Raw genomic sequence first — 17,997 nt, forward strand, 5'->3', positions numbered from 1 at the left:
ACGACGCTGAAGCTGAATGCGTGTTGGAGCGACCTGTCGCGGAAGATCGTGTCGTCAACGATGAACGGTTGGACCGACACTGTCTCGCCACGGTCGCGTAGGGATTTTCGCGCGGATCAGTATCAATAACGCAACGTTGTGTGAATAAGAAAACTACCGAGACGTCAGCAAAGCTGGATCATGCCTCCGTGGCTGGCAACCTGGGCTGCTCACCGTCCTTCACCGGTTCTAGCACAACGGCGTACACGCGGACACATGCCTTCGGTTACCCCGAAAATTTATAAGGCGCGACGATGTGTGGTTCGGATTCAACCGCAGGCAGTGTTATCACAATCGCATTAGCATCGCTGGTGGCACTAGTATTCCTGACGATGTCGGCGTGCCTACTACATAAATATATGGATTGGAACTAGGTCGCAGTGGTATATAACGCTCTGTGCTTGGTCGCATTTTGGCCTTTGGCATGCTGCTTGGCGCAAAGTGCAGGAAGGCAACGTTACCCGCGCAGTGCAAACTGGTGAGGCCGCTATAAAGACGGATCGCAGAAGGCCGATTTGATGACGTCTGCAACCCAGGCTTTGCAGGTGCAAGACGATGACGCGGAGGGGGAGGGTATGGGACCCTGTCGGCACGGAGGTAACGATTGATGCGTTCGCCCTGGCCGCCGTGGCAGCGCATTTGCGGCAAGCCGGGGTTGGTAACCGCCATTTATCCGCCGCTCTTATTGCTAGTGCTGCCTTGCGGCACGGGGTCGGAGCAAAGGATGCGGAGAGGGCGCTTGCCTCGGCCCGTGTAGATCACAAGGAGGAACGGCTTGCTGGGCGATGCCGCGAAAGAAAAAACCAAGCTTGATCAGCGAAACTACGCTGAAAAAACCGTCGGCCTCTTGCAAGAACGCTTATGTCACTGATGCAGCTGGTCTGACGGCATCCACTACGCGGGTTCAGATGCTCAAGGGTTGGCCGGACTGTACCTAACTGCGGCCAGCACTGCTGACGAGAAGACTGGCGCCACGCTGCCGCAGTCGCCCCTCGTAGCCGAGGCGATGCGCGCCAAGATATTCAGTGCCTACTTGTCACACCGGAAGCGCGCATGCACCAGTGGCACTACATTGCCCAAACGGTCCCTTTCTCGTACGGCTTTCACCATGGCGGGGGAGCGGTAGGCGCCTACTTTTTGGTCGATCTGCTAGGAAACGTGATCCACAGTGGCGTATCGTCAAAATACGTACTCTAGGTTGAATCGGATTGCCCCGAAGAAGCGCTCGGCAAAACTCCATAGCGGGCACTTGCCGCATTGACAGCACGGTCAATCAAGATAGACCGAATGGTCGGATCTAGGTAGGATGGTCAAGGTCAGCAAACTTACTACGTTTAATGTAGCTCAATCCATTTCGGGTCGACAGCTGCCGGTCGAGACAGTCTGTGGCTTCTTGAACCCGGCAAGATGCTAAGCTGACACGAGCGGCCGAGTTTGTCCTTGAATTCAGCCCTTTGTGACAGTCCGTGATTTTTGATCATGACAACCTGCTGTGCTTGCCCCATAAGGACGGCGACTAGAGGCTGACCTCGTCGAATGACTTCGGTTGCAACAGAAAGGGACATGCTATCGTCGCGCTCAGGAATGACAACGGCACGGTAGACAGCCAGTGGTGCTCGCATCAATTCATTGTATTAACAGAGGGATGCAGCGGCCATCTGGGCTTGCCCTCATCTTCATCTCGATGACCAGCTAGAAGATGTGCTTTAACCAAGCAAGGAGGATAGTATGGCTCGTGACGAGGCATATCAGAGAGAGACACGTGATCAAATCTTTGGCGGAACTACTTGGGACTCAGGTCCGCGTGTAGAGTCTGAGCAATTCCTTCAGTGGGTTGCCGATGGGAAGATCTTTGGTGTAGAGCATAACGGCTCACAGTTTTACGCGATGTATCAGTTCGACGAAGATGGGCTTCCACTGCCAATCATCAAGGAGATCCTGCAACTTCTGCGTGATGAAGACTCATGGGCAATCGCAGCGTGGTTTCATTTTCCGAACTCGTGGGTTACCCAGAATTCGATGCCGGCCGTCCCAAATGCCATACTAGGCAGGCGTGATGATATATTGCGGGCGGCAAGATGGCGCACGGGCTCATATGTTGCATAAATGACTTGGCGTTGGTCTTCTGTGGAAAAAAGCAACAAGGCTTTAAAGAAATTTTTCTACTCTAAAATGGCTTTGTTGCATAAATCATCCGAGATCGTAATTCCCCAAACCCCAGGCGGAATTACTGCATGGTCACCGCCACAGTCGTGGATGTACCCAAGCGTGTGAAACGATTGAGGATGGCGGCGCGGATCTGTAGTTCGGCGACCTGGCAATCGAAATCACGTGCCATGACGAGTTCTCCAAGCAGCTCAAAGCAACGCATCTTGGTCTCGACAAGGCTGCGCCGGTGATAGCCGCTCCACTTCTTCCAGATTTTCCTGCCCAGCAGGCGCGTGGCCGCCAGGATGGCATTGCGGGCTGTAGCGCTAGGACCTTGGTCTTTCCATGACTTGGCGTTCTTGCGAGTCGGGATAACTGCCTACGCCCCACGCTGCGCGATCGCTTCGTGACAGCCTTTGGTGTCGTAGGCACCATCGCTGCTGACGCTCGCGACAGTTTCGTCGGCAGGAATCTGGTCGAGAAGGCATGGCAGTATCGGCGCATCGCCTGTGGCGTTGTCGGTCACTTAGATGGCTCGGATTTCCAGCGTGGCCGCGTCTATGCCAAGGTGGCCTTACGCCACTGGCGACGGTAGTCGGCCCCATGTTTTTTGGTCTTCCACTCGCCCTCACCCAGCATCTTGATGCCGGTGCTGTCGACCAGGAGGTGCAATCCCGTTGTCGTCGGTTGCACTCCGATCATCACCGATAGATGTTTCTGGTGACGGCTAACTGTGCTGAAGTCAGGCACCTGCCAGACCAGGCCAGCGAACTTAAGCAGGCTTTGCTCCATGCCCATCGCCTGGCGCAGAGCCAGATTGAACAAGCCCTTGATGTTTAGGCAGAACTGGATCGCCGCCTCGCTGTACTTCGGGCGGCGGCCCCGCTTGCCGCTGGCACTGCCTTGCCAGCACATGTCCTTGTCCAGCCAGATGAGCAGGGAACCGCGCGCCTTCAGCGCTGTGTTGTAGTCTTTCCAGTTGGTAGTTCGGTACTTCGGTTATGCTGGGGGCGCTCATGCCGACAGTTTATCCCGCGCCCACGCTCGCCTGCTGCATTGGCCGATTTGTGCAACAAAGCCCTTCCGGACATGAATCGACTCCACATTGCGTTTGGCAGATGTAGACAAGATTACACGACTGGCTTTCACACCTGCACACCGCTGGCTTTGGTATCTTCTGGTTTGGCGGGTTTGAAGACGCCAAGCTGGTTGAGCATCCAAAACTGAGCTTCTTGTTATCCGGAGTAAGTAGAGCCTCCTTTTACTGATCGTAGGCAGATGATCCTGTTTGGCGGGTCGGAATCTCCGACTGGTCAGAAGTGACATTTCGAACGATTGCTTTTGGTTGATTCCTGCCGTTTTTCTTGCGCGAGGTCGAGGTAAAGAGTATCGGTGATCGCGTATGATAGGAGTCTAATCAATTCCCTTGCTCAACACTATTATGCAAAAATTATCCAATTATTCGCTCTCCCAGCTGCGAACCCTCGAAGCCCAAGTCGTAGAAGAACTGAAAAAGCGCCACTTTCTTGGAATTAGCCAAGCTCGTGAACAGATTCTTCACATTGCTCGGGGTGCAGGCATTTCCGTCGACGAGCTTCTCTCTGGCAAAGTCCCGAACGAATCAAAGTCTGGTTCCATCTCGGTCAAATATCGCCATCCAGACGAGCTAACTCACCAGTGGAGCGGTCGGGGTCGTCAACCAGCATGGGTGAAAGATTGGATTGCATCTGGAAAAAGCTTGGACGAAGCGAAGGTCTAGGTCACGGCAATTAGGAGGCACGAACCCTCGATTTCTTCTTTTGGCCCAGGCTGTGTATAAACGCGACTTACGCATCGGATTGACGACACTCGACCTCTCAGATCGCTCGCTACGGCGTTTTCGCGAGGTCGGGAATTGGTAAAGGGATCCCTAAAAACACGCGGATCGCGCGTTTTTACACAACCTGGGTCGGAAGCGGCCTGTCACGGCCACCGCTCAATTTTCAGCCTGGCAACCTGCTATGTCGCCTTGGCCGGCCGGGTTGGGCAAAAGCAGACGTCCACGAATGAGCGCACGTTGCTCCTCGCTGTAAGCGGTCCAATGCCGGAAATCTTTTCCAGCTTGCGGGACAACGGGTTCGAACGGTGCCACATCTGAATCTGGATCTCCATCTCGTTGACTTGCCGGTCAAGTATTTTCAGGTGCTCCACGAGCCGCTGCACCAGTTGACGGAATAGACCCGGTACCTCTTCTTTCGCTTACTCTAGCAGCAGCGGTACACGTTGAGAGGGGTCTCGTGATTGCGCAACCCGGAAACGTCTGCAATGGGTCGACAGCTGCCTGTCGCAATGGCCGCCAGATTTTCACCACGGCAACCTGCTATGCGGGGCCGACAGACCGGTTTCGGCCAGAGCTCAACGTTCAATTTTGAAAGAAGGATTCCATGCGCAGTCCACCTAGCAAGAAACCTAAAAATTTAATGGCCTTTTGGATTTGTATTGGAGTAGCGATTGGTTGCGCAATTGGCACCGCAATTGGCAATATTGCTTATGGCATTGCTCCGGGCGTCGCAATTGGAATTGCTATCGGCGCCTTGACTTCGAAGGCTCGGCACTGAATTTTTGCAATCGGCCGTCTAGGCAACGCTGTTGTCCATCATAGACCTGAACGGCCGCTTCGGGTCGGTTTCTGCCCTTCGTGACAGTCCGCGACTGTGCCGCTTGGTGGCCTGATATGCTCAGCTGAACGGCCGGGTTTGGACAAAATCGGACGGTCTGATTAGGTGATAAATTGTGTATGTAGAAGCGCGATAATTCGCTAAAATCGAAACACTTAAACGTCATGTTGCCTACTCGAACTGTGCTTCTTTGTCATTTCCAACTTTAAAGAGAGACCTAAATGCTCCTACCTATCATGCTTGGCATCAGTGTTGGTGTCGGAACTGGAACTGCTATCGGCACAGCGCTACACAATGCACCTTTAGGGCTCAGCCTGGGAATAGGCATTGGTATTGCGATAACGACCGCTCTCGCTGCCGTACTCCGAAAACGGAAAGCAGGATGAGCCAGTCTGCCGGCACTTAGAACTCATCATCCGCTTTGGGTCTTGGATTCAACCGGTCGCGACAGGTAGGAAACGGCCAGAACCGGACATTGCATGGCCAGTATTCCCATCTCTATGACAAACGACGAACCGCTCAGGAATTCTGACCTCATCGCTTTTCATGAGGCGACCGGCTGTCCCGTGATGACGGCAAAAGCAGCATTGTCAGCAATGGAACCCTTGTTGCGTTCGAGAGTGCTAAGGGCTACTCAGGACCAATCGGGACAGAGCCGGCTGCACGATCCAATCGAAGATGAACCAGCGCTTTGCGAGCGAATTCGCGCGGCGAAGGAGGAAGCGGAGATAGTTGCTGGGCCAACGTCCAGGCGTAGCCAATGTCATCAGGTATGGTTTGAACAGGAACGTATTCTGGCTGAACAGGGCATAACGTGGTTTTCTCCGGCAGTGATGAATCCCTGGATGTTTTTCGATTAAAGCTAGGGCTCGTCCGGTACGTCCACTTCGGGTCGGTTCCGGCCTGTCGCGGCCACCGCTAAATTTTCAACGTGGCAACCAGCTATGCTGCCTCGACCGGCCGGATTCGGCCAGAAGCGGACTGTAGATTGCGGCCAGTGCTAATGGAAACCAACCTTTTGGAGAAGTTCATGCGTTTCCGTACCGCTGCCTTTGCATTGCTGCTCACCCATGGCCTAGCGGCTGCCGGCGGCTACCAAGGATGCGAATTTGGCATGACCCAAGCGCAAATTAGGGCAGTCGGCGATCCAGCCCGCTATTACACGTTCAAGAACGGTGACATCGGCGCTGGTCACGTGCCTTTCGAAAATGGCGAGGCACTAATTTCGTTCTACTTTACCGACGGCTACTTGGAACGCACCATGCTTATCACTTATAGGGGCGAGGATGCCAGTTCGGCGCGTCGGGCCTGGACCGACGCCTACGCTCACTTAGCGCGGGTCTGCGGCGATGTCGAATCGCTTTCTGCTGGCGTAGGCGCAAGTACACCTGAAGCGGCGCTAACGGCTTACGACAAGGACCTTCCTTCACTTGCGCCTGGCAAGCGACACCAGATGGGTTGCTTGCGTATGCCAGCGGGCGAACGGGTGTGGGCTACCGCCACGCGAGGCGAGGGCAAGCTGGTCATGGTGGCCGTCAACTATGGCAAGCCATAATTGGGCGAGTGTACGTCCGCTTCGGGTCGAGAGCTGCCGGTCAGAACAATTTGAGAATTTTATTGCATTTTTTCATGTGTACTCAGCTGGCATAAATCATTTGCAATGATGTCTAGCTCTCGATCGTAACTCGCACGCTCTCCCGCGCTAAGAAAACCCTTTTCTCGGACTAATTTGATTGTTTCGCTATATGATTTTTCTATAAGATTGCCTAGCTTATTGGTTTTTTTCTTTGAAACATTTTTATAATTTCGGACAATTTTTAAATCTTTTTGCAAAAAATCTATGCGAGCTAAAATATATGACTGGCCCATCTTTTCAGGCTTAACGTTCGCTTGGTTGGCAAATGCTTTTTGTTTCAACAAGCTGCAACTAGATAAATTTCCGTTATCGGCATTGGAAAACGGAGAAATGAAGATTGAGAATGATAAAAATAAATAAGCATATTTCATAAATATCCAATTAACTTTACAATATATAATGAAGAACCACTTCACTAATTTTTTACACAAATCGGTTCTTTATTGATGTCGCGTAGTGGTTGGTCTATCGTCTTCCCACTTTTGTCTTCACCTCTGTAAACCGCGCAGTTTTTCCCATCCCATTCGAATCTAGCATTTTTATAGTTGAATATTCTGTGATTTTCTTCAAAAGAGATCATATCTTGACTTTTAAGCATGTCATCACCGAAACTTACTTCTCTATCAGTATTCGAGGCGCAGCCTGTTACCGCAATTGAAAAAGTCAGTATTGCTAATGCCGAAGTAGTAAAATTCTTCATTTTCATCCAATACATTTAATAAAATTTGCATGCCTAATTAGAAGAAAAAGACATCACCGTAAAGACTTTTGATCGTTATAATTGACAGATAACGTTTGTTTTATCAAAATAACTTAGATCTTACCATCATCTTTATGTTATAGAATTACATAACTTGCTAGCATTATGATACCGAAGCAGGAAAATTATTACTAACAAATAATTGTATGTAAATTGTCTTAACTTTGCAAAAATTATTACAGTTAGAAGTATATTTCAATATGTATATATTTTTTAGTTCCAATGTTTTTTTGATAAAGATTTAAAGTTTAAGTTCAGTTAGGATCAAATCCAGATTACCATCTAGTTGTATTCTGACAAAGAGAAGCTTTTGTGAAGACTTTACGATAACCGAAAAGTATTGGTTTTCTAGCAACTGTAGTTATTTTGTAACAGATCAAGTGCTGACACTGTTAGTTCATAAGGAGACAGTTCTGGATGTCTGCTTTGGGTCGGAAGCAGCCGGTCGTGACAGACAGGAAACGGCTAGAAGTGGACGTTAGCGTTAGATCTAGACGTGTCAGGTTTAGCTGAACTGCAGAGTTCGGTCATGGCGTCGTGCAACTTATCACCGTTTCATGGCTCTCTTCAACACACTTTTTGTCACGGAACTGTAATATTTCTCGTCTATCTTCGAGTGTCTCTTAGATGTTCTACTTTCTGCCCGCTGACACATCGTTGCCGGGCTATTTTTTTGGTGAACACACGTGTCTGCCATAGCACGATGCGCTTTACGAACACACATCGAGGCCAAGATGAATACTCTGATTACTGAACGACGTTCAAACCAAGTTGATGAGGCGCATCCAGAAGACTCGTCTCATATCTCTAACGCGATCCGCCAAGGGTCTACTCCTGCAAAACCGAACTGGCACGCGCAGCGCCGTCGAGTGCATGAAAGCACTTAACGTTCCAGGAAGCGTCATTGGACGCGTGCTATCTGGTGGCACCATGCGAGTGGCGGACTGGGGTTCCGCAATGCAGAATTAGCCGGACCTGTTCGGCCGCACTCAGTCACCCATAGGTGGTGCACGATTAAGGCTGTGCATACGCTGATCGTCAGAAAGATGTATCAAAGGGGCACAGCCCGGCACTCTGCGGATTCCTTTAAGAGCAGTAGAGTTTTGATTTGGAAAACCTGATGTTTTCTCTCATCACTGGCATGTTTATTGCAACCGCGCTCGTCTTACTGGGACAGCGTCGCGCTGCAGGCTATGCTCTTCTAGCCGGTTTAGCAGGTCTCCTCCTACACCGCCTTGCTTCGATTGGATAGTCGCGCATTCATTCGAAGGTCCTATAGCCGGTCGACATAAACATTGAAGACACTCGTTGCCAATGTGACGTGATAGAGTTCTGAATTAACATTCACTCCGTCTCCTGCACTTATGGAAAATTCAGCTGGGCAGCACCGAATCCTCGTCGTCGATGATAACCAAGATGCTGCGGAGCTGCTGCAGATGATCCTCGAAATAGAAGGCTACAGAGTGCGAGTAGCATTTGATGGAGCGTCGGGCCTCAGACAAGCTGCAGACTTCCGTCCTCATGTGACATGTTCTGATCTCAATATGCCGGGATTGTCTGGATTCGAGCTTGCGTTAGCTATAAGAAAGAGCGATCACAGCTCTGGCACACACTTAATTGCAATGACTGGCCTCGATACCCAGGAAAATTTTAGCATGATGATGGCTTCGGGATTCGACGTACATTTTTGCAAGCCATTCAGCTTGGACGAATTCACTAACCACCTTCGATCATTCTTCACGACGATCGATACCCGCTAGAGCTCAACCAGATTCACGCTGGGCACGTGAATGTTTATTGCATCGCGAAATGCGCATTTCACTGAAATTCCTGATGGGAAATGTTCACGTATGCGAACGTCTGCAATGGGTCGGGAGCAGCCTATCGTAACACTTCGCGAGTTTTTCGCGTTGGCAACCTGTTATGCTGGTTCGACCGGCCGGCTTCGGCAAAAACCAGACGTTCGCCCGGACTCTTGGTTCAATTACATAACTATGTTGAAAATTGTTCATCTATTAAATGAGAATGCAGTGCGTGTGGCGACTAAATATGCTGCTGCCCATTCCTTTCTGTCTCCTACTTCACGGCTGCGGCGAAATTCACTGACGCACTGTTGCGCGATCGCGTTGCTCATGTTCTCGACAAGCCTTCTGGCCGCCGAACCGGTTAGTGCGATCCGTTTTTCTGAACGGATTTATAGCTCGACGGGTATATTCCCATCAAAACTCGCGGTCTTTGCCGATTGCGTCGAGCGACCGCGCATTTTCGGCAAAGTTGAACAGAGCCTGTATCAGATTGATTTACCCGCTGGGACCAGTTGCACAGTGCGTGTGGGCGAATGGGACTGGAACTCCCTTCCTATCGCGGTCGAAGACGCTGCGGTAACTGTCGCTCTGCCTATCCTTGTCTACCCAAGAGAGGTCCCGGAACCGACGCTTGCCCGCGAACTGGTTGAAATGGGCAAGGAGGATCAGGCGCTGCGAGGTAAGCGCTGGCGCACGAATGATCCTGAGTTTCTCAACCGGGTACAAGCTGACGACGGTGCGCGCCAACAGCGACTTGCGGAAATCATCGCCGCCAAGGGGTGGCCGGCCTTATCGATGGTCGGCTGGGAAGCAGCTAACGCGGCGTGGCTCATCGCCCAGCATTCGCCCGCAGCACGCTTGAAACCCTGGCTTTTCCTCATGCAAGAGGCCGCTGCTAAGCACGAGATCGCCCCATACAATCTAGCGACTTCAATTGATCGTGTCCTCGTTTACGACAACAGAAAACAGTTGTACGGGACTCAGTACCGTACACGCGCGGATGGAGGGAACGAACCTTACCCGAGCGAGGATATGGATCAACTTGATCACCGTCGGTTGCGCATGGGGTTACCGATCAATGTTCCAGCGAAGGCACTATGACCAGAACAATTATTCGCTGAGAATAGGCCTCGATAACTAAGTGCGCCAACGTCTTCTGTGAGTCGGTTCCTGCCCTTCGTAACAGTCCGCGATTTTTCCGCCTTGGTGGCCTGATATGCTCGGCTGAACGGCCGGGTTCGGCCAAAAGCGGCCCTTCGCTAGACTGAATGTAACCACTTATTCGACGCTAAAGCCCAAGAAGCCGAAGCGGGGCTGGACAACTCGTCCCAACCATCCATCGCGCTTAGCGGCAGTCTGTCTGGAAAGAGTACGACCGGCTAGCAAGTGCAGTTTGCCCCTCAGCGGTTTAGATCTGATCGTCGCGGGACGTATTCACCTTCTAGAGACACAGTGGAATGTCGTAGCATAGACGTAAACGGAAAACATACTATAACAGGCGAAGTCGTGCCGAATGCTGGACTTATCGTTGGCGGCACGTTGCCAAAGGCATAACAGAAGTGAGCCGTAACATCATTTATGCGGTGTCGACAATAAAATAGGCCGAATGATATAGGGGAACTATCTGTCCTACGCGCACAGTGGGAATCGCTGGCACGCGCTGGAAAGCCGTACTCTCGTCGAGAACAGCTCAACGACTTTCGCGGTTGATGTTACTCGCGCTGTAAAGTTGAGGTGAAGTGGAAGCGGAACTACTATTTTATACATCGCGCGCGTGAGCTACGTGCGGTCAACTCGTCTTACCTCTACGTCTGAGTCCATTATAAACTTCATGTATCACCGGTTCAACCGACACATTAGATACTCTTTCCAGACTAAATTCATTAATTTGGTCAAGAAGCCAATCCTGGTACGCAGTCAGGTTACTAAACTGAGTCACGTGCGCAAGCAGATCTCGCCCACCAATCGTGCCCCTGACGTAGCCGCGCAACATCAACTCATCGGATGCGGATATTTTGATGCAATCTTCTTCCAGGTCACTGATCAGTTGCGCTATCTGCTTTCCTCGTAACTCTAGCATTCAATACTCCAACTTATGGCTACTGTTCCCAGTCGATCTAAACTATGATGTCTGAATAGATTTCGAGCGATGATATGTCAACTTGGGATTTAAAACAGTGACATTTCACTACTAACTTCTGGAAAACAACGATTCTTTCAGCAACATCAATAAATTCAGACGATATGCGATGTTTAGTAAGCCTTTTTGCATCTACCAACACTGCTTTGACGGATTTCCCTGTTGTAGATGGTTGTTTCCTGCAGTCGCGCTTAAAACACGCTACGTTTCTAACATAGCCTGCGGCGGCAAGCGGAAGCAGACGCGCCCACGTGGATATCAGGCCTCGATCCTGGCATCGACGCTTCGGCCGGCTCCGCTAGACGCGACGTTGCGAAGTTAACCAATGAACAAGCAGCATTATTGGTCACCAGGGGATTGCGACGGAAACTGCGCGTATGTACTGCATGACCACGTCTCAGCTAATGCTACAACTATGTGAGATAAAGTTTGCAGCTCGATGTGGTAGTTAGGCACAAGCAAGGTAAGAAAACGGTGTAAATTTCTAAAAAGAAATATATGATGATAGCTTTTTACTGAGCGCAGATGACAGCTGCGCAAAAGCTTTCAAATGGGTAATTTAGACAACATTGCTGCATGGCGTGAGCGCACTTTTTCGTCACTGATGTCAGTGGTAATTCTAGTTGGTGCTGTTTCTACAATCGCGATTTTTCCAGTTTTGTTACACAGCGGTATGTGGCACGTCGTCATTGCCGATACTGTAGCTTTGGCCTGGATGGTCGGTATTTGGCGTCTTAAAAATTTGAAGTACGCCATCCGCGTGTACAACTTCTTAGTAGTTGTATATGTATTGGCTATCATATTGATGATAACAGTCGGTTCGATTAGCTTAAGCTATTTATTAGGCCCTCCGCTCATAGCAGCAATTCTACTAAATTTACGTGCGGCGCTGATTGCAACAGGCTTAGGTGTAGCAGCGCTGATTGTAGCCGGCGCTACCGAATTACTTGATCTGAACGTAGCAGGGTGGGGCCATGCGCCGTTGAAGTCCTCGCTCGCTGCGGCTGTCAACTACAGCACTGTAAGCGTAATGTTATCGCTCATGTGCAGTACACTATTGTCAGGTTTATCGCGATCCTTAGGCGAACTTGAACTCACATCCGCTGCTGCTTCGAAATTGAACGATATGGTGCTGATCTTTGCCACATCTAAGGGTACAAATTCAGACCGTCCGATTATTTTTGTCAATGATGCATTTCTGCAGCGTACGGGGCATGAGCGCGAGCAGGTACTTGGACGAGACTTGCGTATTCTGCAGGGCCCAAGCACCGATGCAGTAGTGATGACGAATCTGTTAAATTCAATGCCATGGTGCGGCTCGCCGAAAATCGAAATGATAGGCTACACGAAGGCAGGCGCTGAATTTTGGCTTGAGCTCGAAGTCGTGCCGTTTACCAAGAGTGGTGATAGTGCTCACCATTGGGTAGTAGTTAGCCGGGACATAACCGATCGGCGCACTGCAGAACAGTCAATTCACCGTCTTGCATTCTACGACGTGCTAACCGGACTGCCAAATCGTCGGCTGCTGATGGAACGCCTGACCAATGTGATAAGACAGAGTAGCTTTGACGCAGCGCAAAGCGCAGTGCTTTATTTAGACGTCGACAATTTTAAAAAGATCAACGACCAGCGGGGGCATGCTACTGGCGACTTGCTACTTGAACACGTCGCTGTACGGCTTAAAGAGACTGTACGCGGCAGTGACTTGGTCGCACGTCTCGGTGGCGATGAATTTGTGATCGTTCTCGATGCTTGCGCAGTTGATACAGACGCCGTCATCCGCTCAGCACGGGAGGTCGCGAATAAAGTACGCGCAACGTTGGCCACACCATTCGTGCTAGAAGGTCAGCCTTACAGGGTTTCGGCCAGTATTGGAATTGCTCTGGTCACACCCGGCACTAGTCCTAACGACCTGTTACGTGAGGCAGATACTGCAATGTATTATGCTAAGGCCCGTGGTCGCGATAGTGCAGTAATATTTAATGGTGAGATGCTAATGCAAGTTCAGCACAAGCTGACACTAGAGCGTGATCTGGGAATGGCGTTTGATGCTCGTGAGCTGACAATGTACCTGCAACTACAGATAGATCAGAATGGCTCTGCAGTTGGTGCAGAATTGCTTATGCGCTGGCGCCGTCCTGATGGCACTATGGTGCGTCCTGACCTATTTATTCCAGCAGCTGAATCAAGTGGCCTAATTATTCCACTTGGTCAATGGGCACTGATCCAAGCATGCGAAATATGGCTAGCACTCGAGCGATCCGGAAACTTAATACACCTATCAATCAATGTTAGCCCATTGCAGTTTCGCCAGCAGAATTTTGTCGATTACGTGCGTACACTGCTGGCAACCACCGGTGTTCCCCCGCACTACCTTATTTTCGAAGTGACCGAAGGTCTCTTCATTGACGACATCGATCAGACTATTTCTCGGATGCATGATCTAGCAAAGCTTGGCATTCGCTTCTCCGTGGACGACTTTGGTACAGGTTACTCAAACCTGACCTACCTCGCAAAAATGCCGCTCTACGAATTAAAGATCGATAAGAGTTTCATACGTAATATTCCAAATGACCCTACAAGTTCAGCAATAGTGCATTCAGTCGTCGCGATGGCCGGACACTTGGGGCTACAAGTCGTTGCTGAAGGCGTTGAATCCATAGAGCACGTGCACTTCCTAGCTCAACATGATCAGGTAATAATGCAGGGATTCCACTTTCATCGCCCAGCTCCACTCTATAATGTGATCACACATTTACAGGGTCTGGATTTTGCTCGAAGGAATTTGTCGATTCCATCGAATTCTTGAATGTAGATTGTGTTATTTGACGTTGGCCTAGTTGATACGAGGACTACCGCTTCACATTTTTAACTGTGACAATATACTTGTAGCAACCAGATCTTACAAGGTGATTAACGAAAATCAACCCTGCGTGACGACAATGCGGAACATCAATGAAGGTTAGACTCACGCCAGCCTCGACCATCCTTCAAATGGAAACCTAGCAATCTATCGTTTTTGGCCTGATCGTCCGGATTCGATCAAAAATTACAGTAGACTTCAATCAAACTTTGGTCTTGCACTGGCTTCACACCGGGTAATAAACTTTACATTGTGTAACAGAAATGCAACTTTATTGCTCAATGTGGCAGTGCTTAGTACGTTTTTTGCTACGCGCTAAGCTGGCTGATCCATTTTCCTATAAGATGTTGAAGAAATCTTTAATTATTAAAATGTACATGCTATGCCGATAGGCGAGTTTCTGATGGTCGAGCTAGGGTACATCATTTTCCAAATCTTCTTCTATGATCTTATCTGATATCGAGTCGACCATGGTTCGCTGCGAGAGTGAGCCAATCCATATTCCTGGTGCAATCCAGCCCTTTGGAATTTTACTTAGCGTCGAGCTTCCCTCCCTCGCCATTACAAATGCCAGTGTAAATTGTTGCGAGGCGTTCGGGCTCGATGCAAAAGCCCTTGTTCAACATTCGTTGGTCGAATATCTTTCTGCAGCAAGCCTTCAGAAGACGCAGCGATATCTACAATCTGAAGACCTTATTGAACAAGCGCCGATTATCGTACCACTCATCAATCATGCTACGTTGCTTGAAAGTGAGTGGGAACTCTGCGCCCAATATCGTGACGGCATTCTAATTGTTGAACTAGAAGCAGTACGATCACCGGAGACACTAGCCACACCGTTACAGCGTTTGATTCGGAATGGAGTCCACTCGATTTTTAGTGGGACTAGCCTTCAGGATTTATGCGATCGTATTGCGCAGCAGATTCATATCATTACAGGTTTCGACCGCGTAATGATCTATCGTTTCAATGAAGATTGGCATGGTCATGTTGTTTCTGAGGCAAGAAAACCATATGTGCAATCTTATTTAGATCATCATTTTCCGGCTTCTGATATTCCAGCGCAAGCAAGAAGTATATTTCTTGAAAACTGGTTGCGGATGATTCCCGATGTAAACTATATGCCCGTCCCTATTTATCCGGGGCGTAATCCGAAAACGGGCGCCTTACTAGACCTTGGGCTATCCAATCTACGGAGCGTGTCGCCGCTTCATGTCGAGTATCTCAAAAATATGCATGTAGGTGCGACACTGACACTGCCATTAATTGATAATGGAAAGCTATGGGGACTTATTGCATGCCACAATGTTCAGCCAAGGAACTTAGCATCCGATAGCCGGCTGGGTACCAAAATGATTGCGCAGTTTGCTTCGTCGCAATTGGCATTAAAGGCGTCCAATGAGGATCAACGCTATAGGGCCGAAATTAAGCGTGCACAAGTGCAACTGCTCGGCCATATGGAGCGTGAAACGGACTTGGTCCAAGGACTGGCCAAGTACAAGTCCAGCATGCTGGACTTAGTAGATGTCACTAACGCTGCGGCAGCAATCTTTTACGACAATGAATGGGTCCTCGCCGGCGACACTCCAACGGTCGCGCAGATCGCAGAACTCGTTGCCTGGGTGGCGAAGACGCATGGTACGGATGTGCCCTATACAACGAATCGGTTAAGTGAAGTATTTCCACCAGCCGAAGCATATAAAGAAATTGCTAGTGGTTTACTAGCTATCTCCATCCTGCGGTCCAAGCGCAATTTTATTTTGTGGTTCCGCCCTGGAACGGTCTCTACTATTACCTGGGCCGGTGAGCCAGAAAAACGTGTGGAGATAGATAACGGCATTACTCGTCTTCACCCACGCCTTTCCTTTGATTCCTGGGAGCAGACTGTCGACGGCATCGCGGCACCGTGGAAGCGGGTTGAAATTGATGCTATTTCAGAAGTGCGTACAAGTATTATCGCGCTTGACCTACGCCGTGCCTTCAAACGCGAACAGGCGGCAAGAGAGATTGCCGAAAAGCTTAGCACTGAAAAGGAAAATATGATGCACATTGTTTCGCATGATATTCGTAATCCACTCAGCGCTCTGAAAATGATGCTACAGCTGATGCAACGTAGTCAAATGATGACACCAGAAACACGTTCCGACTTCATCGCGCGAGGCATCCGCGCCACAGAGACCATGGAACGTCTTGTGAAATCGGTTCTCGACATCGCTAAATCGAATCATGCTGAACTTCTACCGGAGACGCAACAAGAGGACGCAAATGTGCTGGTAGCGGATGCCGTCGATCTGGCACTGCCGCTTGGCGAGCGCGCTAATATTCGCATCACTGCATCACTGCACTACGAAGCACTTCACGTTTCCTGCAAGCGCGCGCGAGTCGAACAGATTTTAGGAAATCTAATTAGCAATGCGCTGAAATTTACAGCAGCTGGAGGGCATATTGCAGTGTCAGTGCAAAAACTAGGTCAGGATGTCGTGATTGGGGTGGTAGACACAGGTACAGGCATCGCGCCGGAACTCATGCCTCATATTTTTGAGCGTTTTAAACAAGGTGCCGTGGGTGCCGAGAAAGGCGCCGGCTTGGGTCTAGCCATCGTTAAGGAGATTGTTGAGCAAGAAGGTGGGAAGATCTGGGTCGAAAGCACCCTGCACATCGGTACCAAATTCCAATTCACTTTGCCTTTATCACGTTGTCACACCGTCGGGTAGCCCGTAGCTGCTCTAGCCAATTTTACGCGGCAACCGGCTCGCAGCATTCGCTACTATGGTGACAAGGCTCGCTGCCATTGAACAGCCGCTTTGGGTCGATTCGAGCCATCGTGTGAGTCTGGAATTTTGTCCCTATCGGCCTGCTATGTTCAGCTCAACGGTCGAGATCGAAGTCGAGTAGACTGAGATTTTCGGCACGACAATTCTCATGGAACAAATCCTGCGTTACTTTATGGCGCCTCGGCTGGGCCGTGGAACCGTTTTCGCCAAGTTTACCCCTGAGGGAGGGGCGCTCATTACCATCGAGCTTGCCTCGCCTGTAGCTGGGCGAAGCTGCGTAGAACTTAGAGCTGTGCCTTCTCAGGTGAACTCAATGCCTTCGTCAGGCATTCACTCACTGTACCGTCTAAGTCGCCATGCTATATCACAGGTCCAACACTGCGTGAAAGGCGAATTGCTTGAGGGTAACGATCTGAAGCTGGACTGTTCTAGTCGACCTTGGAACGGTGACCTCGCCGAATCACCTTATGGAGGCGCTACTATAGGTTTTACAGTGGATAAAGCATCAGGTGGATCATCCGCGCTACAACGAATTTCCTTGGCTTTTCATCTTCGACGTGGCGGCTGAATTTGATCAAGAGAAGACATTAGGACCGGCGCTCTCGATGAGGCACGTATCGAACAAATTGTCAGATTTAGCATGATTCTTTGCCAACCACAGCATAGCTCCCGGAAGTCTGCTTTGGGTCGGAAGCGGGCTGTCGCGCCCACAGCTCACTTTGCAGCTTGGCAACCTACTATCTTGCCTTTCTCGGCTGGGTTCGGCCAGACGCTGCCCTTGAACCCCTTCAGACTAAGATTCAGTGAGCAACTATGTTGCATTATGGATATATGTATTAAAATGCGCCCGTCAAGGCTGGTCATAATTTCTCTTTAAAATTTTAAATTATGCCCGGTGAAAAAATATTGATCATCGAAGACAATCAAGACTCAGCAGAGATGCTAGGAATGTTGCTAGAATTTAATGGACATGTGGTGTATGGTGCAAATTCTGGTAGTGCAGGATTATCGCTCGCATCTAAGCTTGACGTAGATTTTGTACTCACTGACCTCGGCTTGCCTGACATGAACGAGATTGATGTAATTCGAGCTTTGTGAGCTCTACCAATAGTATCCTCACGCATCGTGATAGCGCTTACTGGCAAAGATGGTGCCGACATTAAGTTTGATGCCCA

Annotated in this window: 12 protein-coding genes and 1 pseudogene; 10 read left to right on the forward strand and 3 right to left on the reverse strand. The window is 49.9% G+C overall.

Annotated elements, in window-relative coordinates; all coding sequences use genetic code 11:
* Positions 1 to 1,767: 1,767 nt before the first annotated feature.
* Positions 1,768 to 2,145 (forward strand): hypothetical protein, encoded by a 378-nt coding sequence (locus HD842_RS03825; protein ID WP_183551164.1) that lies wholly within the window; start codon positions 1,768 to 1,770, stop codon positions 2,143 to 2,145.
* A gap of 121 nt (positions 2,146 to 2,266) precedes the next feature.
* Here the strand turns inward: HD842_RS03825 and HD842_RS03830 are convergent.
* A pseudogene (locus HD842_RS03830) lies at positions 2,267 to 3,144 on the reverse strand (IS5 family transposase).
* 469 nt (positions 3,145 to 3,613) lie between these two features.
* Between HD842_RS03830 and HD842_RS03835 the strand changes: the two are divergent.
* From HD842_RS03835 to HD842_RS03850, 4 genes are all read left to right on the forward strand, one after another.
* Positions 3,614 to 3,946 carry an H-NS histone family protein gene (locus tag HD842_RS03835; protein WP_229424585.1) on the forward strand — a complete coding sequence of 111 codons (333 nt, stop codon included), beginning with the start codon at positions 3,614 to 3,616 and terminating at the stop codon, positions 3,944 to 3,946.
* A gap of 664 nt (positions 3,947 to 4,610) precedes the next feature.
* Positions 4,611 to 4,784: a hypothetical protein gene (locus HD842_RS03840; protein WP_183553757.1), complete on the forward strand. Its 174-nt coding sequence runs from the start codon at positions 4,611 to 4,613 to the stop codon at positions 4,782 to 4,784.
* A gap of 560 nt (positions 4,785 to 5,344) precedes the next feature.
* Entirely contained in the window at positions 5,345 to 5,704 is a 360-nt protein-coding gene (locus tag HD842_RS03845; protein ID WP_183551166.1) for a hypothetical protein, read from the forward strand.
* Positions 5,705 to 5,847: 143 nt separating this feature from the next.
* Positions 5,848 to 6,399: a hypothetical protein gene (locus tag HD842_RS03850; protein WP_183551168.1), complete on the forward strand. Its 552-nt coding sequence runs from the start codon at positions 5,848 to 5,850 to the stop codon at positions 6,397 to 6,399.
* Positions 6,400 to 6,458: 59 nt separating this feature from the next.
* Here the strand turns inward: HD842_RS03850 and HD842_RS03855 are convergent, their stop codons facing one another.
* Both HD842_RS03855 and HD842_RS03860 read right to left on the reverse strand, forming a co-directional pair.
* Complete coding sequence (locus HD842_RS03855; protein ID WP_183551170.1) at positions 6,459 to 6,851, reverse strand: hypothetical protein; 393 nt, start codon at positions 6,849 to 6,851, stop codon at positions 6,459 to 6,461.
* Between the two features lie 44 nt (positions 6,852 to 6,895).
* Complete coding sequence (locus tag HD842_RS03860; protein ID WP_183551172.1) at positions 6,896 to 7,186, reverse strand: hypothetical protein; 291 nt, start codon at positions 7,184 to 7,186, stop codon at positions 6,896 to 6,898.
* A gap of 1,418 nt (positions 7,187 to 8,604) precedes the next feature.
* On the opposite strand from HD842_RS03860, the gene HD842_RS03865 reads away from it, so the two are divergent.
* From HD842_RS03865 to HD842_RS03885, 5 genes are all read left to right on the forward strand, one after another.
* Positions 8,605 to 9,000: a response regulator gene (locus HD842_RS03865; protein ID WP_183551173.1), complete on the forward strand. Its 396-nt coding sequence runs from the start codon at positions 8,605 to 8,607 to the stop codon at positions 8,998 to 9,000.
* Positions 9,001 to 9,234: 234 nt separating this feature from the next.
* Positions 9,235 to 10,146, forward strand: coding sequence for a DUF6624 domain-containing protein (locus tag HD842_RS03870; RefSeq protein WP_183551175.1), 912 nt, complete (start codon positions 9,235 to 9,237; stop codon positions 10,144 to 10,146).
* A 1,589-nt stretch (positions 10,147 to 11,735) separates the two neighbouring features.
* Positions 11,736 to 13,994 carry a putative bifunctional diguanylate cyclase/phosphodiesterase gene (locus HD842_RS03875; RefSeq protein ID WP_183551178.1) on the forward strand — a complete coding sequence of 753 codons (2,259 nt, stop codon included), beginning with the start codon at positions 11,736 to 11,738 and terminating at the stop codon, positions 13,992 to 13,994.
* Positions 13,995 to 14,518: 524 nt separating this feature from the next.
* Positions 14,519 to 16,762, forward strand: coding sequence for an ATP-binding protein (locus HD842_RS03880; RefSeq protein ID WP_183551181.1), 2,244 nt, complete (start codon positions 14,519 to 14,521; stop codon positions 16,760 to 16,762).
* 966 nt (positions 16,763 to 17,728) lie between these two features.
* A complete protein-coding gene (locus HD842_RS03885; RefSeq protein WP_183551184.1) occupies positions 17,729 to 17,920 on the forward strand; it encodes a response regulator in 192 nt (63 codons plus the stop codon).
* Positions 17,921 to 17,997: the final 77 nt, after the last annotated feature.

It is taken from the genome of Massilia aurea (genome assembly GCF_014200505.1).
Lineage (GTDB): Bacteria > Pseudomonadota > Gammaproteobacteria > Burkholderiales > Burkholderiaceae_D > Telluria > Telluria aurea_B.

Bases quoted from the DNA above. Each gene is read 5' to 3' on its own strand.
- HD842_RS03825 (WP_183551164.1), top strand. From the start codon at position 1,768: ATGGCTCGTGACGAGGCATATCAGAGAGAGACACGTGATCAAATCTTT.
- HD842_RS03840 (WP_183553757.1), top strand. From the start codon at position 4,611: ATGCGCAGTCCACCTAGCAAGAAACCTAAAAATTTAATGGCCTTTTGG.
- HD842_RS03845 (WP_183551166.1), top strand. From the start codon at position 5,345: ATGACAAACGACGAACCGCTCAGGAATTCTGACCTCATCGCTTTTCAT.
- HD842_RS03850 (WP_183551168.1), top strand. From the start codon at position 5,848: ATGGAAACCAACCTTTTGGAGAAGTTCATGCGTTTCCGTACCGCTGCC.
- HD842_RS03855 (WP_183551170.1), bottom strand. From the start codon at position 6,851: ATGAAATATGCTTATTTATTTTTATCATTCTCAATCTTCATTTCTCCG.
- HD842_RS03860 (WP_183551172.1), bottom strand. From the start codon at position 7,186: ATGAAAATGAAGAATTTTACTACTTCGGCATTAGCAATACTGACTTTT.
- HD842_RS03865 (WP_183551173.1), top strand. From the start codon at position 8,605: ATGGAAAATTCAGCTGGGCAGCACCGAATCCTCGTCGTCGATGATAAC.
- HD842_RS03870 (WP_183551175.1), top strand. From the start codon at position 9,235: ATGTTGAAAATTGTTCATCTATTAAATGAGAATGCAGTGCGTGTGGCG.
- HD842_RS03875 (WP_183551178.1), top strand. From the start codon at position 11,736: ATGGGTAATTTAGACAACATTGCTGCATGGCGTGAGCGCACTTTTTCG.
- HD842_RS03880 (WP_183551181.1), top strand. From the start codon at position 14,519: ATGGTTCGCTGCGAGAGTGAGCCAATCCATATTCCTGGTGCAATCCAG.